The organism is Frigoribacterium sp. R86507 (assembly GCF_044597695.1).
Classification (GTDB): Bacteria; Actinomycetota; Actinomycetes; order Actinomycetales; family Microbacteriaceae; genus Frigoribacterium.
In genome coordinates this window covers 1-18,253 of record NZ_CP139002.1, presented here as the reverse complement: position 1 = coordinate 18,253, position 18,253 = coordinate 1, and the positions used below count along the sequence as shown (strand labels likewise).

The following is an 18,253-nucleotide window of genomic DNA, read 5'->3' as shown; positions in this document are numbered from 1 at the left end:
GCGGGCCGGCGGGCAGGCGGGCAGGCAGGCGGGGTCGACCGCCGCCCTGCGCCTCAGGCGTGCGTGTGCGGCTCGGAGTTCGCCCACACCGACGCCGCGGCGACGCCGGCCAGTTCGACGCTGCCGACCGCCTGGTCGTGTGCATCCGTCAGCACGACGTGCAGCGAGCCGGCGTAGTCGCGGCGCTCGCCGACGCGGACGTGCGCCCCGACCCGCAGATCGAGCGAGCTGAGGTAGCGCAGCAGCTCGGGTTCGTCGTCCGAGACGCGGACGACGAAGCCGCACTCGCCTTCGGCGAAGTCGCCCAGCGGGTGGGCGGGAGGCCGTACGACCGTGCCGTCGGCCGCGGGGATCGGGTCGCCGTGCGGGTCGGCCGTGGGGTGCCCGAGCTCGAGGTCGAACCGGTCGAGCAACCGATCGCTGACCGCGTGCTCGAGCACCTCGGCCTCGTCGTGCACCTCGTCCCAGCCGTAGCCCAGGCGTTCGACCAGGTACGTCTCGATCAGGCGGTGGCGACGCACCATCGACACGGCGATCGCCCGGCCCTGGTCGCTCAGCGCGATGCGCCGGTAGGGCTCGTAGTCGAGGTAGCCGTCGCGGTCGAGCTTGCGCAGGTTGCCCGAGACGGTCGAGGCGCTGACGCCGAGCGTGGCGGCGATCTCGTTGGTAGAGATGCCGGAGTCGCTGCCGGCCTCGGCCCACTCCTCGGCCTTCCAGATGACCTTGAGGTAGTCCTCGGCCATGGTCGTGCGCGTGCTGGCCGGGTCGCTGGGCATGGTCCGATCCTAGGTGGCGTCACCCGCGCCTCCCCTGTCGTCCGCGCCCCGCGCCGCGAGCCGTGAGCCGCGAGCACCGGCGTCACGGCCGCGGCAGCGACCCCAGCCCCTGCGCGGCCCGGTAGCGCTCGCCGACGGCGGGTCGCAGGTCGGTCTCGAAGGAGGCGCTGGTCGCCGGTGCCCAGGTCGGTCGCGTCCCCGACAGGGCCCAGCCCGCCTGCCGTGCCGCACCGTCGGCGACGTACTCGCCCGGCTCGGGCACGACCACGGGCAGGTCGAACACCTGCCGCGCGACGTCCTGTACGGCCGGGTTCAGGGCCGCCCCGCCGATGAGCAGGACCCGCGTCGCCTCGACACCCTGGCGACGGACCGCGGCGGCACCGTCGGACAGCGCCGACAGCATGCCCTCGACGGCGGCGCGGGCCAGGTTCTCGCGGGTCGAGCTCGCCAGGGTCAGGCCCGAGAGCGTGGCCGTGGCGTCGGGCAGGTCGGGGGTGCGTTCGCCCTCGAAGTAGGGCACGAGCGTGACGCCACCGGCGCCCGGCTCGGCCGCGAGGGCCAAGCGGGCCAGTTCGTCGTGGTCGACGCCGAGCAGCCCGCCGATCGACGACAGCACCCGGGCCGCGTTCAGCGTGGCGATCAGCGGCAGGTAGCCGCCCGCGGCGTCGGCGAAGCCGGCCACCGTGCCGCTGGGGTCGGTCACGGGCCGGTCGGTGACGGCGAAGGCCGTGCCGCTGGTGCCGATGCTGATGACGAGGTCGCCGACCGTGGCGTCGAGGCCGAGGGCTGCGCCGGCGTTGTCGCCCGCGCCGGCACCGACCACGATGCCGGCGGGCACCGGGCCGTCCGTGATCGTCGTCCCGGCCGCCTGGTCGGCGTGCAGCACCCGCGGCAACACGATGCGTTCGTCGTCGCCCGCGGGGGAGCCGGTGGCCTCGCGTGCCCCGCGACCGAAGGCGTGCTCGAACAGGTCGAGGTCGTACGCCTCGCCGGCGGGGCTCCAGTACGAGGTGCCGCTGGCGTCCGAGCGGTCGGTGACCAGGGCGTCGAGGTCGGGCCCGAGCGGGCTCTCGTCGGCAGGGCCGTGACCGAGGAGGCGCCAGGTGAGCCAGTCGTGCGGCAAGGCCACCGCGGCCACTCGCGCCGCGTTCTCGGGCTCGGCGTCGCGCAGCCAGCGCAGCTTGGTCGCGGTGAAGGACGCGACGGGGACGGAGCCCGTGCGTCGGGCCCACTGCTCGGCCCCGAGCTCGTCGATCAGGTCGCGGGCTGCCGGGGCGCTGCGGGTGTCGTTCCAGAGCAGGGCGTCGCGCACGACGCGCCCCTCGGCGTCGAGGGCGACGAGGCCGTGCTGCTGACCGGCGACCGAGAGCGCGGCGACGTCGTCGAGGCCGCCGGCGTCCGCGATCGCCGCGAGCAGCGCCTCCCACCAGGCGGACGGAGGCACCTCGGTGCCCTCGGGGTGCCCGGCCGACCCCTGCCGGACGAGTTCGCCCGTCGAGAGATCACGGACGACGACTTTGCAACTCTGGGTCGATGAGTCGACCCCGGCGACGAGACTCATGGGCACAGTTTGTCGTACGTGACCACAAATGGCCACCGGGGGTGGCTCTCGGGTCGCGCGCCGCGCCTCCTCGGCGGGTCCGGTCGCCTCCGGGCGGCCCGGACGAGCCTGTCGGTAGACTCAAGTGCACCTCACCCGGTGCGTTCCCCCGACGTGAGGAGAAACCCATGCCAGCAGTGGTGATCATCGGAGCCCAGTGGGGCGACGAGGGCAAGGGCAAGGCCACCGACCTGTTGTCGAGCCGCATCGACTACGTCGTCAAGTTCAACGGCGGCAACAACGCCGGCCACACCGTGGTGATCGGCGACCAGAAGTACGCGCTGCACCTGCTGCCCTCGGGCATCCTCTCGCCGGGCGTCACACCCGTCATCGGCAACGGCGTCGTCGTCGACATCGAGGTGCTCTTCGACGAGCTCGACGCGCTCATCGCGCGGGGCATCGACGTCTCCCGGCTGCGGGTCAGCGCGAACGCGCACGTCATCACGCACTACCACCGCACCCTCGACAAGGTGACGGAGCGTTTCCTCGGCAAGCGCCAGATCGGCACCACCGGTCGCGGCATCGGCCCGACCTACGCCGACAAGATCAACCGCGTCGGCATTCGCGTGCAGGACATCTTCGACGAGGGCATCCTGCGGCAGAAGGTCGAGGCGGCCCTCGACCAGAAGAACCACCTGCTCGTCAAGATCTACAACCGGCGTGCGATCGAGGTCGACGAGGTCGTCGAGTCGCTGCTCTCGTACGCCGAGCGGCTCAAGCCGATGGTCGCCGACACGGCGCTCGAGATCCACCAGGCGCTCGAGGCCGGCAAGACCGTCCTCTTCGAGGCGGGCCAGGCGACGATGCTCGACGTCGACCACGGCACCTATCCGTTCGTCACGTCCTCGTCCGCGACCGCGGGCGGCGCCTCGACCGGCTCGGGAATCGGGCCCGGCCGCATCGAACGTGTCATCGGCATCGTCAAGGCGTACACGACGCGCGTCGGAGCCGGCCCGTTCCCGACCGAGCTCTTTGATGCCTCGGGCGAGTTCCTGCGGGCCAACGGCTTCGAGTTCGGCACGACCACCGGCCGCCCGCGCCGCTGCGGCTGGTACGACGCCCCGATTGCCCGCTACACCGCGCGCATCAACGGCGTCACCGACTTCGTGTTGACGAAGCTCGACGTGCTCACCGGCCTCGAGACGATCCCGGTGTGCGTCGCCTACGACGTCGACGGCGTCCGCCACGACGAGGTCCCCGTCTCGCAGAGCGACTTCCACCACGCGACGCCGATCTACGAAGAGTTCCCCGGCTGGACCGAAGACATCACCGGTGCCCGCAGCTTCGACGACCTGCCGAAGGCCGCGCAGGACTACGTGCTCGCCGTCGAGGCGATGAGCGGCGCCCGCATCTCGGCGATCGGCGTCGGCCCGGGCCGCGACGCCATCGTCCAGCGTCACGACCTGCTCGGCTGAGCCGCGCTACCACACTCACCCACCACCGAGCCAACTCCCAGAATCTAGGTATGGTCTTCTCCTCATGACACTCGACATCGCCTACACCGCCATCGCCCACGCCACCGGCGGGGGTCGCGACGGCCACGTCCGCAGCGAAGACGACCGACTCGACTTCGACACGCGTCCCCCCAAAGAACTCGGTGGCTCCGGCGAGGGCACCAATCCCGAGCAGCTGTTCGCCGCGGGCTTCGCCGCCTGCTTCCTCAGCGCCATGCACGGTGCCGGCAAGAAGCTCGGCGTCGACACGAAGGGCGCCGAGGTTTCGGCGAGCGTCGGCATCGGCGGCAACGGCGAGGGCGGGTTCGGCCTCGCCGTCGAGCTCGACATCTACACGCCGAACGTCGAGCCCGAGCGTCGTCAAGAGCTCGCTGACGCGGCCCACCACGTGTGCCCGTACTCGAACGCCACGCGCGGCAACGTCGAGGTCACCCTCACGTTGGTCGACTGACCCGGCCCGGGCCGACCCGGCCGTGAAGGAGGCGCGTCCTGCGAGAGCGGGACGCGCCTCCTTCGTCCGTGGCGGTCCGTCGCTGGTCCCGTCGCCGGGCGCGCCGATAGGGTCGGTGCATGGCACTCGACAGTCCTCTCGGGGCGGACAGCCCCCTCAGCTCAGCCGACCAGGGCGCGATCGACGAGCTCGCGGGCATCCGCCAGAGCATCGACAACATCGACGCCGCCCTCGTCCACATGCTCGCCGAGCGGTTCAAGTACACGCAGTCCGTCGGCCTGCTCAAGGCGGCGGCGGGCATGCCGGCGAGCGACCCCGAGCGTGAGCGCGTGCAGATCCAGCGCCTGCGCCGCCTGGCCGAAGAGGCCCGCCTCGACCCGGCCTTCGCCGAGTCCTTCCTGAACTTCATCGTCGCCGAGGTGATCCACCACCACGAGCGCATCGCCGCGGGCGACGACCCGACGGCGGGCCGCGCGTGAGCGACCCCGACCCGTCCGCCCCGCAGCGTCTCTACGTCGGTTCGTACACCGCGGTCAGCGGTGGCCACGGCGTCGGCATCACCGTCCTCGAGCGGTCGCGGGCCGACGGCCGCTGGCAGGCCGGGCAGGTCGTCGAGGCCGACGACCCGTCGTTCCTGGTCGTCACCGAGGGGGCGTTGCACGCCGTCGCCGAGACGAACGAGGGCCGCGTGCTGTCGTACACGATCGCGGCGGGCCGCCTGGTCGAGGCCGGCGTCGCCGCGTCCGGCGGTGCCTCGCCCTGCCACATCGCGCACGACCCGGCCTCCAACGCCCTGCTCGTCGCGAACTACGTCGGCGGCACCTTCGGGGTGCTGAGCTCCGAGGCCACCGACCCCGCGCGCGTGACGGCGACCGTCGCGCTCCCGTCGGGTTCCGGCCCGGTCGCCGATCGCCAGGGCGGGCCGCACGCCCACCAGATCGTCGCCACGCCGTGGGGCACGCACCTGGTCAGCGACCTCGGCACCGACCGGCTGATCGAGGTCGCCGTCGACGTCGTCACGCTCGAGCCGTCGATCGTCGCCGTCCACCCCATGCCTCCCGGTTCGGGTCCGCGACACCTCGCCTGGCTCGGGGACGACCTGCTCGTCGTGGGCGAGCTCGACGCCCGTCTGTACGTCGTCCGCCGCCAGGGTGACGAACTCGTCATCCCGTACTCGGTGGCGGTCGTCGAGGGCGAGCCGAACGAGCGGGGCGACCTCCCGTCGCACCTGGCCGTGCACGGCTCGCGGGTCTACGTCGCCACGCGCGGCCGCGACACGATCAGCGTGCTCGAGACCTCGGTCGACGCCGAGGGCGGCTCCGACCGCGGCGAGCCCTCACGGCTCCGCCTGGTCGGGCAGGTTCCCTGCGGCGGCGACTGGCCACGGCACTTCGCCATCGCCGACGGTCTGCTCTACTGCGCCAACCAGGGCTCCGACACGGTCTCGGTGCTGCCGCTCGACGAGACGACCGGTCTGCCCGGCGCCCCCGTCGACCTGTTCACGCTCGGCAGCCCCGCCTGCATCGTCGCCGTCTGATCGCCGAGACCCCGAGAAGTCGCCGAGACCCCTCCGCGCGCGCAGGGGTCTCGGCGGTTTCCCGGGGTCCGGCCGGCCGGGACCGCAGGAGGCGCGGGTCAGCTGCGCGGCACGAGCCGCTGCAGCACGGCGATGACGTCGTCGATCGACGTGTCGTGGCGCGGGTCACCGCCCGAGTCCACCGGCGAGAACGGCCGAGGCGTGAAGTAGAGCCCGTCCGACACGAGTGACACGACCCGGGCGACCGCGGGGTCGCCGACGGCGTCGAGGACGACCTGGTGCCAGCGCGACTGCATGGCGGTCAGGGCCTCGAGGGCGCGGGGGTGGCGCCCGCTGGACGCCAGGTTCGAGACGGCGGTGATGCAGCGGTCGAGCGGGTCGTCGGCGGGGATGGCAGCGGGCGACGACGTGCGGACGAAGTAGTCCACGACGCCCTCGGGCGCACTGGTCATCGCGGCGACGTCGTCGTCGAGCAGTGCGGTGAGCCGGTCGACGAGGCCGTCGACCAGCGCCTCGCGGGTGGGGAAGTGGTAGAGCAGTCCGCCCTTCGAGACGCCGGCGGCAGCGGCGACGGCGTCGAAGGTCGCGGCGCGTTCGCCGTCGTCGACGACGAGCGTCTCGAACGTGTCGAGCATCGATTCCCGGGCTGACGGTCGAGGACTCATTCTGTTACTGTACCGTCTGGACGGTGTAACTGTACCGTCCGGACGGTCAGGGCCCGCGCCTCCTGCCCTCGTCGGATCGCCGACGGGCGGTGCCTGCCCCACAGCACAGGCCGTCCACCCACCGCCCCACCGACCGCGAGAGAGCACCATGACCCGCCCCGCCACCGTGACCACCACGACCCCGACCGGCGTTCCGCTCCGTGCCGGGCGACGACAGTGGGCCGCGCTGGTCGTGCTCATGCTGCCCGTGCTGCTCGTCTCGGTCGACAACACGGTGCTGAGCTTCGCGCTGCCCGAGATCTCGACCGCCCTGCAGCCGAGCGCCGCGGGGCAGCTCTGGATCGTCGACGTCTACTCGCTCGTCCTCGCCGGCCTGCTCGTGGCCATGGGCTCGATGGGCGACCGGTTCGGCCGGCGCAAGCTGCTGTTCATCGGGGCGAGCGGGTTCGCCGTGGTCTCGGTGCTCGCGGCGTTCTCGACGAGTGCCGAGCAGCTGATCACGGCCCGGGCCGTTCTGGGCTTCTTCGGCGCGATGATCATGCCGGCGACCCTCTCGCTGCTGCGCAGCACGTTCCTCGACCGCGAGCAGCGCCGGCTCGCCATCGCCGTCTGGGCCTCGGGCTTCGCCGCCGGGTCGGCCCTGGGGCCGATCGTCGGCGGTGTGCTGCTCGAGCACTTCGCCTGGGGCTCGGTGTTCCTCGTCGCCGTGCCCGTGCTCGTCCCCCTGCTGATCGCGGGCCCCCTGCTGCTCACGGAGAGCCGCGACCCCGCCCCGGGGCCCGCCGACCCGTTCTCGGTGCTGCTGTCGCTCGCGGCGATGGCCCCGGTCGTCGCGGCGATCAAGCTGCTCGCGACCGACGGCTTCGTCTGGCCCGTCGCCGCCCTGGCCGTGGTCGGCGTGGGCTCGGGCTGGCTGTTCGTCCGGCGTCAGCTCACCCGCCCGCGTCCGCTGCTCGACGTGAGGCTCTTCACGAACCCGGTGTTCGCCGGTTCCGTCATGGTCAACCTGCTCGCCGTCGTGGCGCTCGTGGCCTTCCTGTTCTTCACGACCCAACATCTGCAGCTCGTCGCCGGGCTGCGACCGCTGCAGGCGGCGATGACGCTGGTACCCGGTCTCGTGGTGATGATCCTGGCCGGCCTCGGTGTCGTACGGGTCGTCCGGTGGCTGCGCCCGCGCACCATCGTCGCGATCGGCCTCGCCTCCGCCGCTCTCGCCTACGCGGCGGTCTTCGCCACCGGTGCCGGGGCCCCGGTGGTCGTGTTCGTCGTGGCCTTCGCCTTCGTGGGCCTGGGTGTCGGTGCCGCCGAGACGATCTCGAACGACCTGATCATCGCGGCCGTGCCCGCGAACCGGGCCGGGGCCGCCTCGGCGGTGTCCGAGACCGCGTACGAGGTCGGCGCCGTGCTCGGCACCGCCGTGCTCGGCAGCATGCTCACGGCCATCTACCGGGGTGCGCTCGTCGTCCCCGCCGGTGTCCCCGCCGAGGCCGGCGAGGCCGCTCGCGAGACCCTGGGAGGCGCGGTGGCGGTCTCCGACGGGCTGCCCGCCTCGCTCGCGGGGCCCCTGCTGCACGCCGCCACCGACGCCTTCGACCAGGGTCTCGTCGTCACGGCCGGGGTCGGAGCACTGGTGATGGTCGCCGCGGTGGTGGTCGCCCTCACGACCCTGCGCCGCGCCTCCTCGGCCGACTGAGTCCCGGGCCGTGCCGGGCCACCCCGGCACGGGTGGACCGACCCGGTCGCCCGGCCCGCGCGGCCCTCCTGCCCACGGGTAAAGTGTGGCGAGCCCCCCCCGAGACGCCAGGAGAACCATGCCCCGCACCGTCAGACTCGCCGCCATCCCCGGAGACGGCATCGGCCCCGAGGTCGTCGCCGAGGCGCTCAAGGTGCTCGAGGTCGCGGCGGGCGACGACGCGACGTTCGAGGTCACGACGTTCTCGCTGGGCGCGGGGCGCTACCTCGAGACGGGCGACATCCTCACCGACGACGACCTGTCCGCCGTCGCTTCGCACGACGCGATCCTGCTCGGCGCGGTGGGCGGCGACCCCCGCGACCCCCGGCTGGCCGGGGGCATCATCGAGCGCGGCCTGCTGCTGAAGCTGCGCTTCGCCCTCGACCACTACGTCAACCTCCGGCCGACCAAGGTGTACCCCGGTGTCGCCTCGCCGCTCTCGGCGCCCGGCGAGGTCGACTTCGTCGTCGTCCGCGAGGGCACCGAGGGCCCCTACGTCGGCAACGGAGGCGCGCTGCGGCAGGGCACGCCGCACGAGATCGCGAACGAGGTCAGCGTCAACACGGCCTACGGCGTCGAGCGCGTGGTGCGCTTCGCCTTCGAGAAGGCCCGCAGCCGTCGTGGTCGCCTGACCCTGGTGCACAAGACGAACGTGCTCGTCTTCTCGGGCAGCCTCTGGCAGCGCACCGTCGACGCGGTCGCCGCCGAGTACCCCGACGTCGCGGTCGACTACCAGCACGTCGACGCGGCCACCATCCACCTCGTGGTCGACCCGTCCCGCTTCGACGTCATCGTCACCGACAACCTGTTCGGCGACATCCTCACCGACCTCGCCGGCGCGATCAGCGGCGGAATCGGGCTCGCGGCCTCGGGCAACCTCAACCCGGACGGCGCCTTCCCGAGCATGTTCGAGCCCGTGCACGGTTCGGCTCCCGACATCGCCGGTCAGCAGAAGGCCGACCCGACGGCGGCGATCCTCTCCGTCGCTCTCCTGCTCGACCACCTCGGCCTGTCCGACGCGGCCGCCCGGGTCACCCGCGCCGTCGACGCCGACATCGCCGACCGCGCCTCGCGCGACGCGTCCGTCCCCGCCCGCCGCACGGCCGAGATCGGCACGGCGATCGCCGACCGCGTGCGCACCCTGTCCCCGTCTGCCTCCGCCTGAAGGGCATCATGACCACCACCGACAACGTCTCCGCCCCGACCGACGATTCGGCCGACTTCCCGCTGCAGTTCGAGCTGACTCCGTCCGAGACGGCTCGCGACGACGCCGAACGCGAGACGATCCTCAGCGACCCCGGCTTCGGCAAGCACTTCACCGACCACATGGTGACCATCGAGTGGACCCTCGCCGACGGCTGGCACGCGGCGTCCGTGCACCCGTACGGCCCGCTCCAGCTCGACCCGTCGGCGTCGGTGCTGCACTACGCGCAAGAGATCTTCGAGGGCATGAAGGCCTACCGGCACGCCGACGGCTCGGTCTGGTCGTTCCGCCCGGACGCCAACGGTCGTCGCCTGCAGCGCTCGGCCCGCCGGCTGGCCCTGCCCGAGCTCAGCACGGACGACTTCGTCGAGTCCGTCCGCCAGCTCGTGCGGGCCGACCTGGGGTGGGTGCCGTCGGCCCCCGAGACGAGCCTCTACCTGCGACCGTTCATGATCGCCACCGAGGCGTTCCTGGGGGTCCGGGCCGCGCACGAGGTGTCGTACCACGTCATCGCGAGCCCGGCCGGCGCCTACTTCAGCGGCGGCGTCTCTCCCGTCTCGATCTGGCTGACCACGAACTACGCCCGCGCCGGCAAGGGCGGCACGGGTGCGGCCAAGACCGGCGGCAACTACGCGTCGTCACTGCTGCCGCAGCAGGAGGCCTACGAGAACGGCTGCCAGCAGGTGCTGTTCCTCGACTCGTCCGAGAGCAACTACATCGAAGAGCTCGGCGGCATGAACGTGGTGCTCGTCAAGAAGGACGGCACCCTCGTCACGCCCGACAGCGACTCGATCCTCGAGGGCATCACGCGCGACTCGATCCTCGAGTTGGCCGAGGCCCGGGGGCACCGCGTCGAACGACGTCGCGTGACCATCGACGAGTGGCGTGACGGCGTCGAGTCGGGTGACATCGTCGAGGTCTTCGCCTGTGGCACGGCCGCGGTCGTCGTCCCCATCGCCGAGCTCAAGGGCGAGGGCATCCACATCGGGTCGCCCGCCGCGTCCGGCGGCGAACTGACCATGTCGCTGCGCGACGAGCTGACCGACATCCAGTACGGCCGCCGTCCCGACGTCCACGGCTGGATGACTAGGCTCGACGCGTGAAGATCGCCCGTTTCGCCACGCCCGGAGAAGACCCCCGCTACGGCATCGTCGACGAGCGCGAGCTCATCGTCCTCGCCGGCGACCCGATGTACAGCGGGTACGAGACGACCGGAGAGCGGGTGTCCCTGCGTCAGGCCAAGTTGCTCGCGCCGGTGATCCCGCGCTCCAAGATCGTGGGGGTCGGCCTGAACTACCAGGACCACGCCGACGAGCTCGGCCAGTCCGCGCCCGAGGCGCCCGTCCTGTTCCTCAAGCCCAACACGACGGTCATCGGCTTCGGCGACTCGATCCAGCTGCCGCCCGACGTCGGCCGGGTCGACTTCGAGGGCGAGCTCGCCATCGTCATCGGCTCGATCGCCAAGCGCGTCAAGGCCGAGGACTACCAGGACGTCGTCTTCGGCTACACCGTGGCCAACGACGTCACGGCCCGCGACGTGCAGAACGCCGACGGCCAGTGGACCCGCGCCAAGGGCTACGACACCTTCCTGCCGCTCGGGCCCTACATCGAGAACGAGTTCGACTGGGCGGACGCCACCATCGAGACCCGGGTCGACGGCGAGGTCATGCAGCGCGAGTCGACGATGCAGATGATCCACAAGATCCCCGAGCTCATCGAGTACGTCACCGACGTGTTCACCCTGCTGCCCGGCGACGTCATCCTGACCGGAACGCCTGCGGGCATCGGTCCGTTCACGTCGGGCCAGACCGTCGAGGTCGCGATCTCGGGCCTCGGCTCGCTGATCAACCCCGCCAAGAACCGGGTCTAGGCCCGTCCGGTGAGCCCCGCCGCCGTCGACGCGCCCTCCCGTGCGCGTCCGGTGCCGGGGCTCGTCGTCGCCGGGGCCGCCTACGGGCTGGCTTGGGGCCTGCACCTCGTGCTGCCGGCGGTGCCCGTCCTGACCTGGTGCGTCCTGCTCGGCATCGCCGTCGCTCAGGTCCGGCCCCTCCGACCGGTGCTCGACGGCGTCTGCAAGCCCGGACTCACGCTCGCCTCCAAGCGGTTGTTGCGCATCGGCGTCGTGTTGCTCGGCCTCCAGCTCAGCCTGGTCGACGTCGCCGGCCTCGGGTGGGTGACGGTCGTCGTGGTGGTCGCGATCCTCGTGCTCACCTTCGGCGTCACCTACCTGCTCGGCCGGTGGGCCCGTCTTCCCGGTGACCAGCCCCTTCTGCTGGCGGCCGGATTCTCGATCTGCGGGGCGTCGGCCATCGGTGGGATGAGTGCCGTGACCCGGGATCGCGGCAAGGACGCGGCGACCCCCGTCGCCCTGGTCACGCTGTTCGGCACCCTCGCGATCGCCGTCCTGCCCCTGGTGGGTGGGTGGGTCGGTCTGACTCACCTCGAGTTCGGAGCCTGGGTGGGAGCGAGCGTGCACGACGTGGGGCAGGTCGTCGCCACGGCGCAGACCGCCGGAGCCGCCGCCCTCGCGATCGCGGTGATCGTCAAGCTCACGCGGGTGTTGATGCTCGCCCCGATCGTGGCGATCACCTCGACGATCGTCCGTCGGCAGGACGCCGGCGCCGGCGCCGGCGCCCGACCGCCGATCGTGCCCTTGTTCGTCGTCGGATTCGCCGTGGCGGTCGTCATCCGCACGGTGGTCCCGGTTCCGGAGGCGCTGCTCACGACCGCGGGAACGGTCCAGTCGGTCCTGCTCGGGCTCGCGCTCGTCGGCCTGGGGTCGGGGATCCGACTCGAGCGCCTCGTCCGCACCGGTGGTCGCGCCGTCCTCGTGGGCCTGATGTCGTGGATCACCATCGCCTCGGTGTCTCTCGGCGCTGTGCTCGTGCTGCCCTTGGGCTGAAGGGCCCGTACCTCCGCGATGCGTAGCGCGACACGCCCGGGATGCATGGAGGGTTGGCCAGAATCGCCAGGACATGGCTACAGTTGCTTCTTGTCACCCCAAAGGTGCGGCGGAGCGGAGCTCCTCCAACCCTCAAGCGGGATCAACTTCCAAGTCCTCGAGATGCTTCACAGCCTCGGACCAAGTGAGTTGCGAACACTGAACAAGGTGATGTAGAGTTACGGCTCGTTCCGCAAGGGACTTCGGCACGGATTCGGCATCGTCAGTCAGTGCAATCAGGTAACAGAACTGCCCAGGGCGAAGGTCTTCTAAGACTGGGTCCCAGGTGCGTTTGGTCCTTGAGAACTCAACAGCGTGCACATTGTCAAATGCCAAATTATACCCTGGCATTGCTTGTGGTCTCATCTTTTGGTGGGGTTGTGAGTGGTGTTTAGGTTTCTTTGAGATTGATGGACAACAACAATCGTCAGATTGTTTTGTTCTTTAGTCAGCATCAAATTCAGCAGTCATGGCCTATTCCGGTTGTGCTGTTTTTTCTTTTACGGAGAGTTTGATCCTGGCTCAGGACGAACGCTGGCGGCGTGCTTAACACATGCAAGTCGAACGATGAACTGGAGCTTGCTCCAGGGATTAGTGGCGAACGGGTGAGTAACACGTGAGTAACCTGCCCTTGACTCTGGGATAAGCGCTAGAAATGGCGTCTAATACCGGATACGAGCTTCAGCCGCATGGCTAGGAGTTGGAAAGAATTTTGGTCAAGGATGGACTCGCGGCCTATCAGCTAGTTGGTGAGGTAATGGCTCACCAAGGCGACGACGGGTAGCCGGCCTGAGAGGGTGACCGGCCACACTGGGACTGAGACACGGCCCAGACTCCTACGGGAGGCAGCAGTGGGGAATATTGCACAATGGGCGAAAGCCTGATGCAGCAACGCCGCGTGAGGGATGACGGCCTTCGGGTTGTAAACCTCTTTTAGTAGGGAAGAAGCGAAAGTGACGGTACCTGCAGAAAAAGCACCGGCTAACTACGTGCCAGCAGCCGCGGTAATACGTAGGGTGCAAGCGTTGTCCGGAATTATTGGGCGTAAAGAGCTCGTAGGCGGTTTGTCGCGTCTGCTGTGAAATCTGGGGGCTCAACCCCCAGCCTGCAGTGGGTACGGGCAGACTAGAGTGCGGTAGGGGAGATTGGAATTCCTGGTGTAGCGGTGGAATGCGCAGATATCAGGAGGAACACCGATGGCGAAGGCAGATCTCTGGGCCGTAACTGACGCTGAGGAGCGAAAGCATGGGGAGCGAACAGGATTAGATACCCTGGTAGTCCATGCCGTAAACGTTGGGAACTAGATGTGGGGGCCATTCCACGGTCTCCGTGTCGCAGCTAACGCATTAAGTTCCCCGCCTGGGGAGTACGGCCGCAAGGCTAAAACTCAAAGGAATTGACGGGGGCCCGCACAAGCGGCGGAGCATGCGGATTAATTCGATGCAACGCGAAGAACCTTACCAAGGCTTGACATATACCGGAAACGTCCAGAGATGGTCGCCCCGCAAGGTCGGTATACAGGTGGTGCATGGTTGTCGTCAGCTCGTGTCGTGAGATGTTGGGTTAAGTCCCGCAACGAGCGCAACCCTCGTTCTATGTTGCCAGCACGTTATGGTGGGAACTCATAGGAGACTGCCGGGGTCAACTCGGAGGAAGGTGGGGATGACGTCAAATCATCATGCCCCTTATGTCTTGGGCTTCACGCATGCTACAATGGCCGGTACAAAGGGCTGCGATACCGTAAGGTGGAGCGAATCCCAAAAAGCCGGTCTCAGTTCGGATTGAGGTCTGCAACTCGACCTCATGAAGTCGGAGTCGCTAGTAATCGCAGATCAGCAACGCTGCGGTGAATACGTTCCCGGGCCTTGTACACACCGCCCGTCAAGTCATGAAAGTCGGTAACACCCGAAGCCAGTGGCCTAACCCTTGTGGATGGAGCTGTCGAAGGTGGGATCGGTGATTAGGACTAAGTCGTAACAAGGTAGCCGTACCGGAAGGTGCGGCTGGATCACCTCCTTTCTAAGGAGCATGTACTCGCCCCGCGGTATACACGGGGGTCAACGAGTCAAGTCGGTTTCGAAGCGAATGTCTTCGGCCGGCGCTCATGGGTGGAACATTGACAATGGCTCTTCATGAAGAGCATCAGCGCTAGTACGGCATCTTCGGGTGTTTGGAAGGTGAGGGTGTTCGGGGTGAGGGGTGTGCACGCTGTTGGGTCCTGAGGGACCAAGCTTCCACACTTTGTGTGGTTGTTTTTCCTCTGGGCCATGAAGGTCCTGCATCACTTGCAGGGTGTTCATGGTGCCGCCCGTATTTTGAGAACTACACAGTGGACGCGAGCATCTTAGTCGCAAGCAGGGCCGGCCTTCGGGTTGGTTGTTGTTTGTGATACTAAGTGCAATTTCTTAGACCAATCCGCCCTTTGGGGTGTGGTTGGCGAATGAGATAACACTGAGCTGTCAGTCTTTGGCTGGCAGCAACTTTGTGGTCAAGTTTCTAAGAGCAAACGGTGGATGCCTTGGCATCTGGAGCCGAAGAAGGACGTAGAAATCTGCGATAAGCCTCGGGGAGCTGATAATCGAGCCCTGATCCGAGGATTTCCGAATGGGGAAACCCCGCCAGGCGTTATGTCTGGTGACTCCCGCCTGAATATATAGGGCGGGTAGAGGGAACGTGGGGAAGTGAAACATCTCAGTACCCACAGGAAGAGAAAACAACAGTGATTCCGTCAGTAGTGGCGAGCGAAATCGGAAGAGGCTAAACCGGTCATGTGTGATAGACGGCGGTCGTTGCATGGTCGGGGTTGTGGGACCCGTTGTCCTGTTCTGCCGGACAGGGACAGTTACAGCGCAGTATAGGCGAACAGCTTTGAATGGCTGGTCATAGAGGGTGCGAACCCCGTAGCCGAAATGCTGGCGCTGGCTGAATGGGGATCCCAAGTAGCTCGGGGCCCGAGAAATCCCGTGTGAATCTGTCAGGACCACCTGATAAGCCTAAATACTCCCAGATGACCGATAGCGGACAAGTACCGTGAGGGAAAGGTGAAAAGTACCCCGGGAGGGGAGTGAAATAGTACCTGAAACCGTTTGCTTACAAACCGTTGGAGCCTCCTTGTAGGGGTGACAGCGTGCCTTTTGAAGAATGAGCCTGCGAGTTAGCGATATGTGGCGAGGTTAACCCGTGTGGGGTAGCCGTAGCGAAAGCGAGTCTTAATAGGGCGATCCAGTCGCATGTCCTAGACCCGAAGCGAAGTGATCTATCCATGGCCAGGTTGAAGCGACGGTAAGACGTCGTGGAGGACCGAACCCACTTAGGTTGAAAACTGAGGGGATGAGCTGTGGATAGGGGTGAAAGGCCAATCAAACTTCGTGATAGCTGGTTCTCTCCGAAATGCATTTAGGTGCAGCGTTGCGTGTTTCTTGCCGGAGGTAGAGCTACTGGATGGCCGATGGGGCCCAAAAGCTTACTGACGTCAGCCAAACTCCGAATGCCGGTAAGTGAGAGCGCAGCAGTGAGACGGTGGGGGATAAGCTTCATCGTCGAGAGGGAAACAACCCAGACTACCAACTAAGGTCCCTAAGCGTGTGCTAAGTGGGAAAGGATGTGGAGTTGCATAGACAACCAGGAGGTTGGCTTAGAAGCAGCCACCCTTGAAAGAGTGCGTAATAGCTCACTGGTCAAGTGATTCCGCGCCGACAATGTAACGGGGCTCAAGCACACCACCGAAGTTGTAGATTTCGTATTATAGACAAGCCTTCGTGGTTCAGTCGTACGGAGTGGTAGGAGAGCGTCGTGTGGCCAGTGAAGCGGCGGTGTAAACCAGCCGTGGAGGCCACACGAGTGAGAATGCAGGCATGAGTAGCGAAAGACGGGTGAGAAACCCGTCCTCCGAAAGACCAAGGGTTCCAGGGCCAGGTTAATCCGCCCTGGGTAAGTCGGGACCTAAGGCGAGGCCGACAGGCGTAGTCGATGGACAACGGGTTGATATTCCCGTACCGGCGAAGAACCGCCCAAGCTAATCCAGTGGTGCTAAGAGTCCTAACCCGGCTGAGTGGATCCCTTCGGGGTGATGCCGGCCGGTCTAACGCTCGACCCCATGCTGGTGCGGTTAACGTATTAACAGGTGTGACGCAGGAAGGTAGCTGAGCCAGGCGATGGTATCCGTAAGGTGAACCTGGTGTAAGGATGTAGGGCTGACGATAGGCAAATCCGTCGTCAATGCGCCTGAGATCCGATGCGTACCCCGATTGGGGGAAATCAGTGATCCTATGCTGCCGAGAAAAGCATCGACGTGAGGTTCAAGCCGCCCGTACCCCAAACCGACTCAGGTGGTCAGGTAGAGAATACCAAGGAGATCGAGAGAATCGTGGTTAAGGAACTCGGCAAAATGCCCCCGTAACTTCGGGAGAAGGGGGGCCGGAACCGTGATGGGATTTACTCCCGGAGCGGGAAAGGCCGCAGAGACCAGTGGGAAGCGACTGTTTACTAAAAACACAGGTCCGTGCCAAGTCGCAAGACGATGTATACGGACTGACGCCTGCCCGGTGCTGGAAGGTTAAGAGGAACGGTTAGCGCAAGCGAAGCTGAGAATTTAAGCCCCAGTAAACGGCGGTGGTAACTATAACCATCCTAAGGTAGCGAAATTCCTTGTCGGGTAAGTTCCGACCTGCACGAATGGCGTAACGACTTCCCAGCTGTCTCAACCGCGAACTCGGCGAAATTGCACTACGAGTAAAGATGCTCGTTACGCGCAGCAGGACGGAAAGACCCCGTGACCTTTACTACAGCTTGGTATTGGTGTTCGGAGTGGCTTGTGTAGGATAGGTGGGAGACTGTGAAGCTTGGACGCTAGTTCAGGTGGAGTCATTGTTGAAATACCACTCTGGTCACTTTGGATATCTAACTACGAACCGTGATCCGGTTCTGGGACAGTGCCTGGTGGGTAGTTTAACTGGGGCGGTTGCCTCCCAAAAAGTAACGGAGGCGCCCAAAGGTTCCCTCAACCTGGTTGGCAATCAGGTGTCGAGTGTAAGTGCACAAGGGAGCTTGACTGTGAGACTGACAAGTCGAGCAGGGACGAAAGTCGGGACTAGTGATCCGGCAGTGGCTTGTGGAAGCGCTGTCGCTCAACGGATAAAAGGTACCTCGGGGATAACAGGCTGATCTTGCCCAAGAGTCCATATCGACGGCATGGTTTGGCACCTCGATGTCGGCTCGTCGCATCCTGGGGCTGGAGTAGGTCCCAAGGGTTGGGCTGTTCGCCCATTAAAGCGGTACGCGAGCTGGGTTTAGAACGTCGTGAGACAGTTCGGTCCCTATCCGCTGCGCGCGTAGGAAATTTGAGAAGATCTATCCCTAGTACGAGAGGACCGGGATGGACGAACCTCTGGTGTGTCAGTTGTCCTGCCAAGGGCACCGCTGATTAGCTACGTTCGGAACGGATAACCGCTGAAAGCATCTAAGCGGGAAGCCGGCTTCGAGATGAGATTTCCATACCCTTAGGGGTGAGAGGCTCCCAGCTAGACTACTGGGTTGATAGGCCGGATGTGGAAGTGGGGACTAACGACCCATGGAGCTGACCGGTACTAATAAGCCGATAACTTGACAACACTCCCTCCCTGTAGAGGTGGGGGAAAGCTGCTTGCGTCCACTATGTGGTTCCCGAAATACGGTCGGGAACAACTCAACAGAACACTCATCCGTCCTCCGGGGCGGGTGCATGGTCTAAAAACAGACTTCACCACCAGTAATGGTGTGTGGTAAATGTTTCGGCGGCCATAGCGAGAGGGAAACGCCCGGTCACATTCCGAACCCGGAAGCTAAGACTCTCAGCGCCGATGGTACTGCAAGGGGGACCTTGTGGGAGAGTAGGACACCGCCGGACTCCTTTTAG

Annotated in this window: 12 protein-coding genes and 3 rRNA genes; 12 read left to right on the top strand and 3 right to left on the bottom strand. The window is 66.5% G+C overall.

Going from position 1 to position 18,253, the window contains the following annotated elements; genetic code table 11:
• Window positions 1-53: 53 nt before the first annotated feature.
• The gene (locus SJY14_RS00075; RefSeq protein ID WP_396599415.1) at window positions 54-776 is read right to left on the bottom strand and encodes a metal-dependent transcriptional regulator; all 723 of its coding nucleotides are present in this window, start codon (window positions 774-776) and stop codon (window positions 54-56) included.
• Between the two features lie 82 nt (window positions 777-858).
• Window positions 859-2,337: a xylulokinase gene (locus SJY14_RS00070; RefSeq protein WP_396599414.1), complete on the bottom strand. Its 1,479-nt coding sequence runs from the start codon at window positions 2,335-2,337 to the stop codon at window positions 859-861.
• A 167-nt stretch (window positions 2,338-2,504) separates the two neighbouring features.
• Here SJY14_RS00070 and SJY14_RS00065 point away from each other — a divergent pair, with 167 nt between their 5' ends.
• The 4 genes from SJY14_RS00065 (at window position 2,505) to SJY14_RS00050 (ending at window position 5,818) form a co-directional block, all read left to right on the top strand.
• On the top strand, window positions 2,505-3,791 hold the full coding sequence (locus SJY14_RS00065) for an adenylosuccinate synthase (protein WP_054146206.1): 1,287 nt from the start codon (window positions 2,505-2,507) through the stop codon (window positions 3,789-3,791).
• A 64-nt stretch (window positions 3,792-3,855) separates the two neighbouring features.
• Window positions 3,856-4,281: an organic hydroperoxide resistance protein gene (locus tag SJY14_RS00060; protein ID WP_054146207.1), complete on the top strand. Its 426-nt coding sequence runs from the start codon at window positions 3,856-3,858 to the stop codon at window positions 4,279-4,281.
• Window positions 4,282-4,400: 119 nt separating this feature from the next.
• Window positions 4,401-4,760, top strand: a complete 360-nt coding sequence (locus SJY14_RS00055; RefSeq protein WP_082452693.1) for a chorismate mutase — start codon at window positions 4,401-4,403, stop codon at window positions 4,758-4,760.
• Complete coding sequence (locus tag SJY14_RS00050) at window positions 4,757-5,818, top strand: beta-propeller fold lactonase family protein (RefSeq protein WP_071257139.1); 1,062 nt, start codon at window positions 4,757-4,759, stop codon at window positions 5,816-5,818. The genes SJY14_RS00055 and SJY14_RS00050 overlap by 4 nt, the downstream gene beginning before the upstream one ends.
• Before the next feature lie 98 nt (window positions 5,819-5,916).
• On the opposite strand, the gene SJY14_RS00045 is transcribed toward SJY14_RS00050, so the two are convergent.
• Window positions 5,917-6,483: a TetR/AcrR family transcriptional regulator gene (locus SJY14_RS00045; protein WP_071257137.1), complete on the bottom strand. Its 567-nt coding sequence runs from the start codon at window positions 6,481-6,483 to the stop codon at window positions 5,917-5,919.
• 148 nt (window positions 6,484-6,631) lie between these two features.
• Between SJY14_RS00045 and SJY14_RS00040 the strand changes: the two genes are divergently transcribed.
• The 8 genes from SJY14_RS00040 (at window position 6,632) to rrf (ending at window position 18,244) form a co-directional block, all read left to right on the top strand.
• Window positions 6,632-8,176: an MFS transporter gene (locus SJY14_RS00040; protein ID WP_396599413.1), complete on the top strand. Its 1,545-nt coding sequence runs from the start codon at window positions 6,632-6,634 to the stop codon at window positions 8,174-8,176.
• Between the two features lie 118 nt (window positions 8,177-8,294).
• Window positions 8,295-9,380: a 3-isopropylmalate dehydrogenase gene (locus tag SJY14_RS00035; RefSeq protein WP_396599412.1), complete on the top strand. Its 1,086-nt coding sequence runs from the start codon at window positions 8,295-8,297 to the stop codon at window positions 9,378-9,380.
• 8 nt (window positions 9,381-9,388) lie between these two features.
• Entirely contained in the window at window positions 9,389-10,522 is a 1,134-nt protein-coding gene (locus SJY14_RS00030) for a branched-chain amino acid aminotransferase (RefSeq protein WP_396599411.1), read from the top strand.
• Complete coding sequence (locus SJY14_RS00025) at window positions 10,519-11,289, top strand: fumarylacetoacetate hydrolase family protein (RefSeq protein WP_054146214.1); 771 nt, start codon at window positions 10,519-10,521, stop codon at window positions 11,287-11,289. The genes SJY14_RS00030 and SJY14_RS00025 overlap by 4 nt, the downstream gene beginning before the upstream one ends.
• 9 nt (window positions 11,290-11,298) lie before the next feature.
• Window positions 11,299-12,321, top strand: coding sequence for a YeiH family protein (locus SJY14_RS00020; protein ID WP_396599410.1), 1,023 nt, complete (start codon window positions 11,299-11,301; stop codon window positions 12,319-12,321).
• A 538-nt stretch (window positions 12,322-12,859) separates the two neighbouring features.
• A 16S ribosomal RNA gene (locus SJY14_RS00015) occupies window positions 12,860-14,379 on the top strand.
• A 467-nt stretch (window positions 14,380-14,846) separates the two neighbouring features.
• Window positions 14,847-17,969 (top strand): 23S ribosomal RNA (locus SJY14_RS00010).
• Window positions 17,970-18,127: 158 nt separating this feature from the next.
• A 5S ribosomal RNA gene (gene rrf, locus SJY14_RS00005) occupies window positions 18,128-18,244 on the top strand.
• Together the 16S, 23S and 5S rRNA genes form the textbook arrangement of a ribosomal RNA operon.
• The last annotated feature ends 9 nt before the right edge of the window (window positions 18,245-18,253 follow it).

Excerpts from the sequence above, each read along its gene's own strand:
- SJY14_RS00075 (WP_396599415.1), bottom strand. The coding sequence starts at position 776 with ATGCCCAGCGACCCGGCCAGCACGCGCACGACCATGGCCGAGGACTAC.
- SJY14_RS00070 (WP_396599414.1), bottom strand. The coding sequence starts at position 2,337 with ATGAGTCTCGTCGCCGGGGTCGACTCATCGACCCAGAGTTGCAAAGTC.
- SJY14_RS00065 (WP_054146206.1), top strand. The coding sequence starts at position 2,505 with ATGCCAGCAGTGGTGATCATCGGAGCCCAGTGGGGCGACGAGGGCAAG.
- SJY14_RS00060 (WP_054146207.1), top strand. The coding sequence starts at position 3,856 with ATGACACTCGACATCGCCTACACCGCCATCGCCCACGCCACCGGCGGG.
- SJY14_RS00055 (WP_082452693.1), top strand. The coding sequence starts at position 4,401 with ATGGCACTCGACAGTCCTCTCGGGGCGGACAGCCCCCTCAGCTCAGCC.
- SJY14_RS00045 (WP_071257137.1), bottom strand. The coding sequence starts at position 6,483 with ATGAGTCCTCGACCGTCAGCCCGGGAATCGATGCTCGACACGTTCGAG.
- SJY14_RS00040 (WP_396599413.1), top strand. The coding sequence starts at position 6,632 with ATGACCCGCCCCGCCACCGTGACCACCACGACCCCGACCGGCGTTCCG.
- SJY14_RS00035 (WP_396599412.1), top strand. The coding sequence starts at position 8,295 with ATGCCCCGCACCGTCAGACTCGCCGCCATCCCCGGAGACGGCATCGGC.
- SJY14_RS00030 (WP_396599411.1), top strand. The coding sequence starts at position 9,389 with ATGACCACCACCGACAACGTCTCCGCCCCGACCGACGATTCGGCCGAC.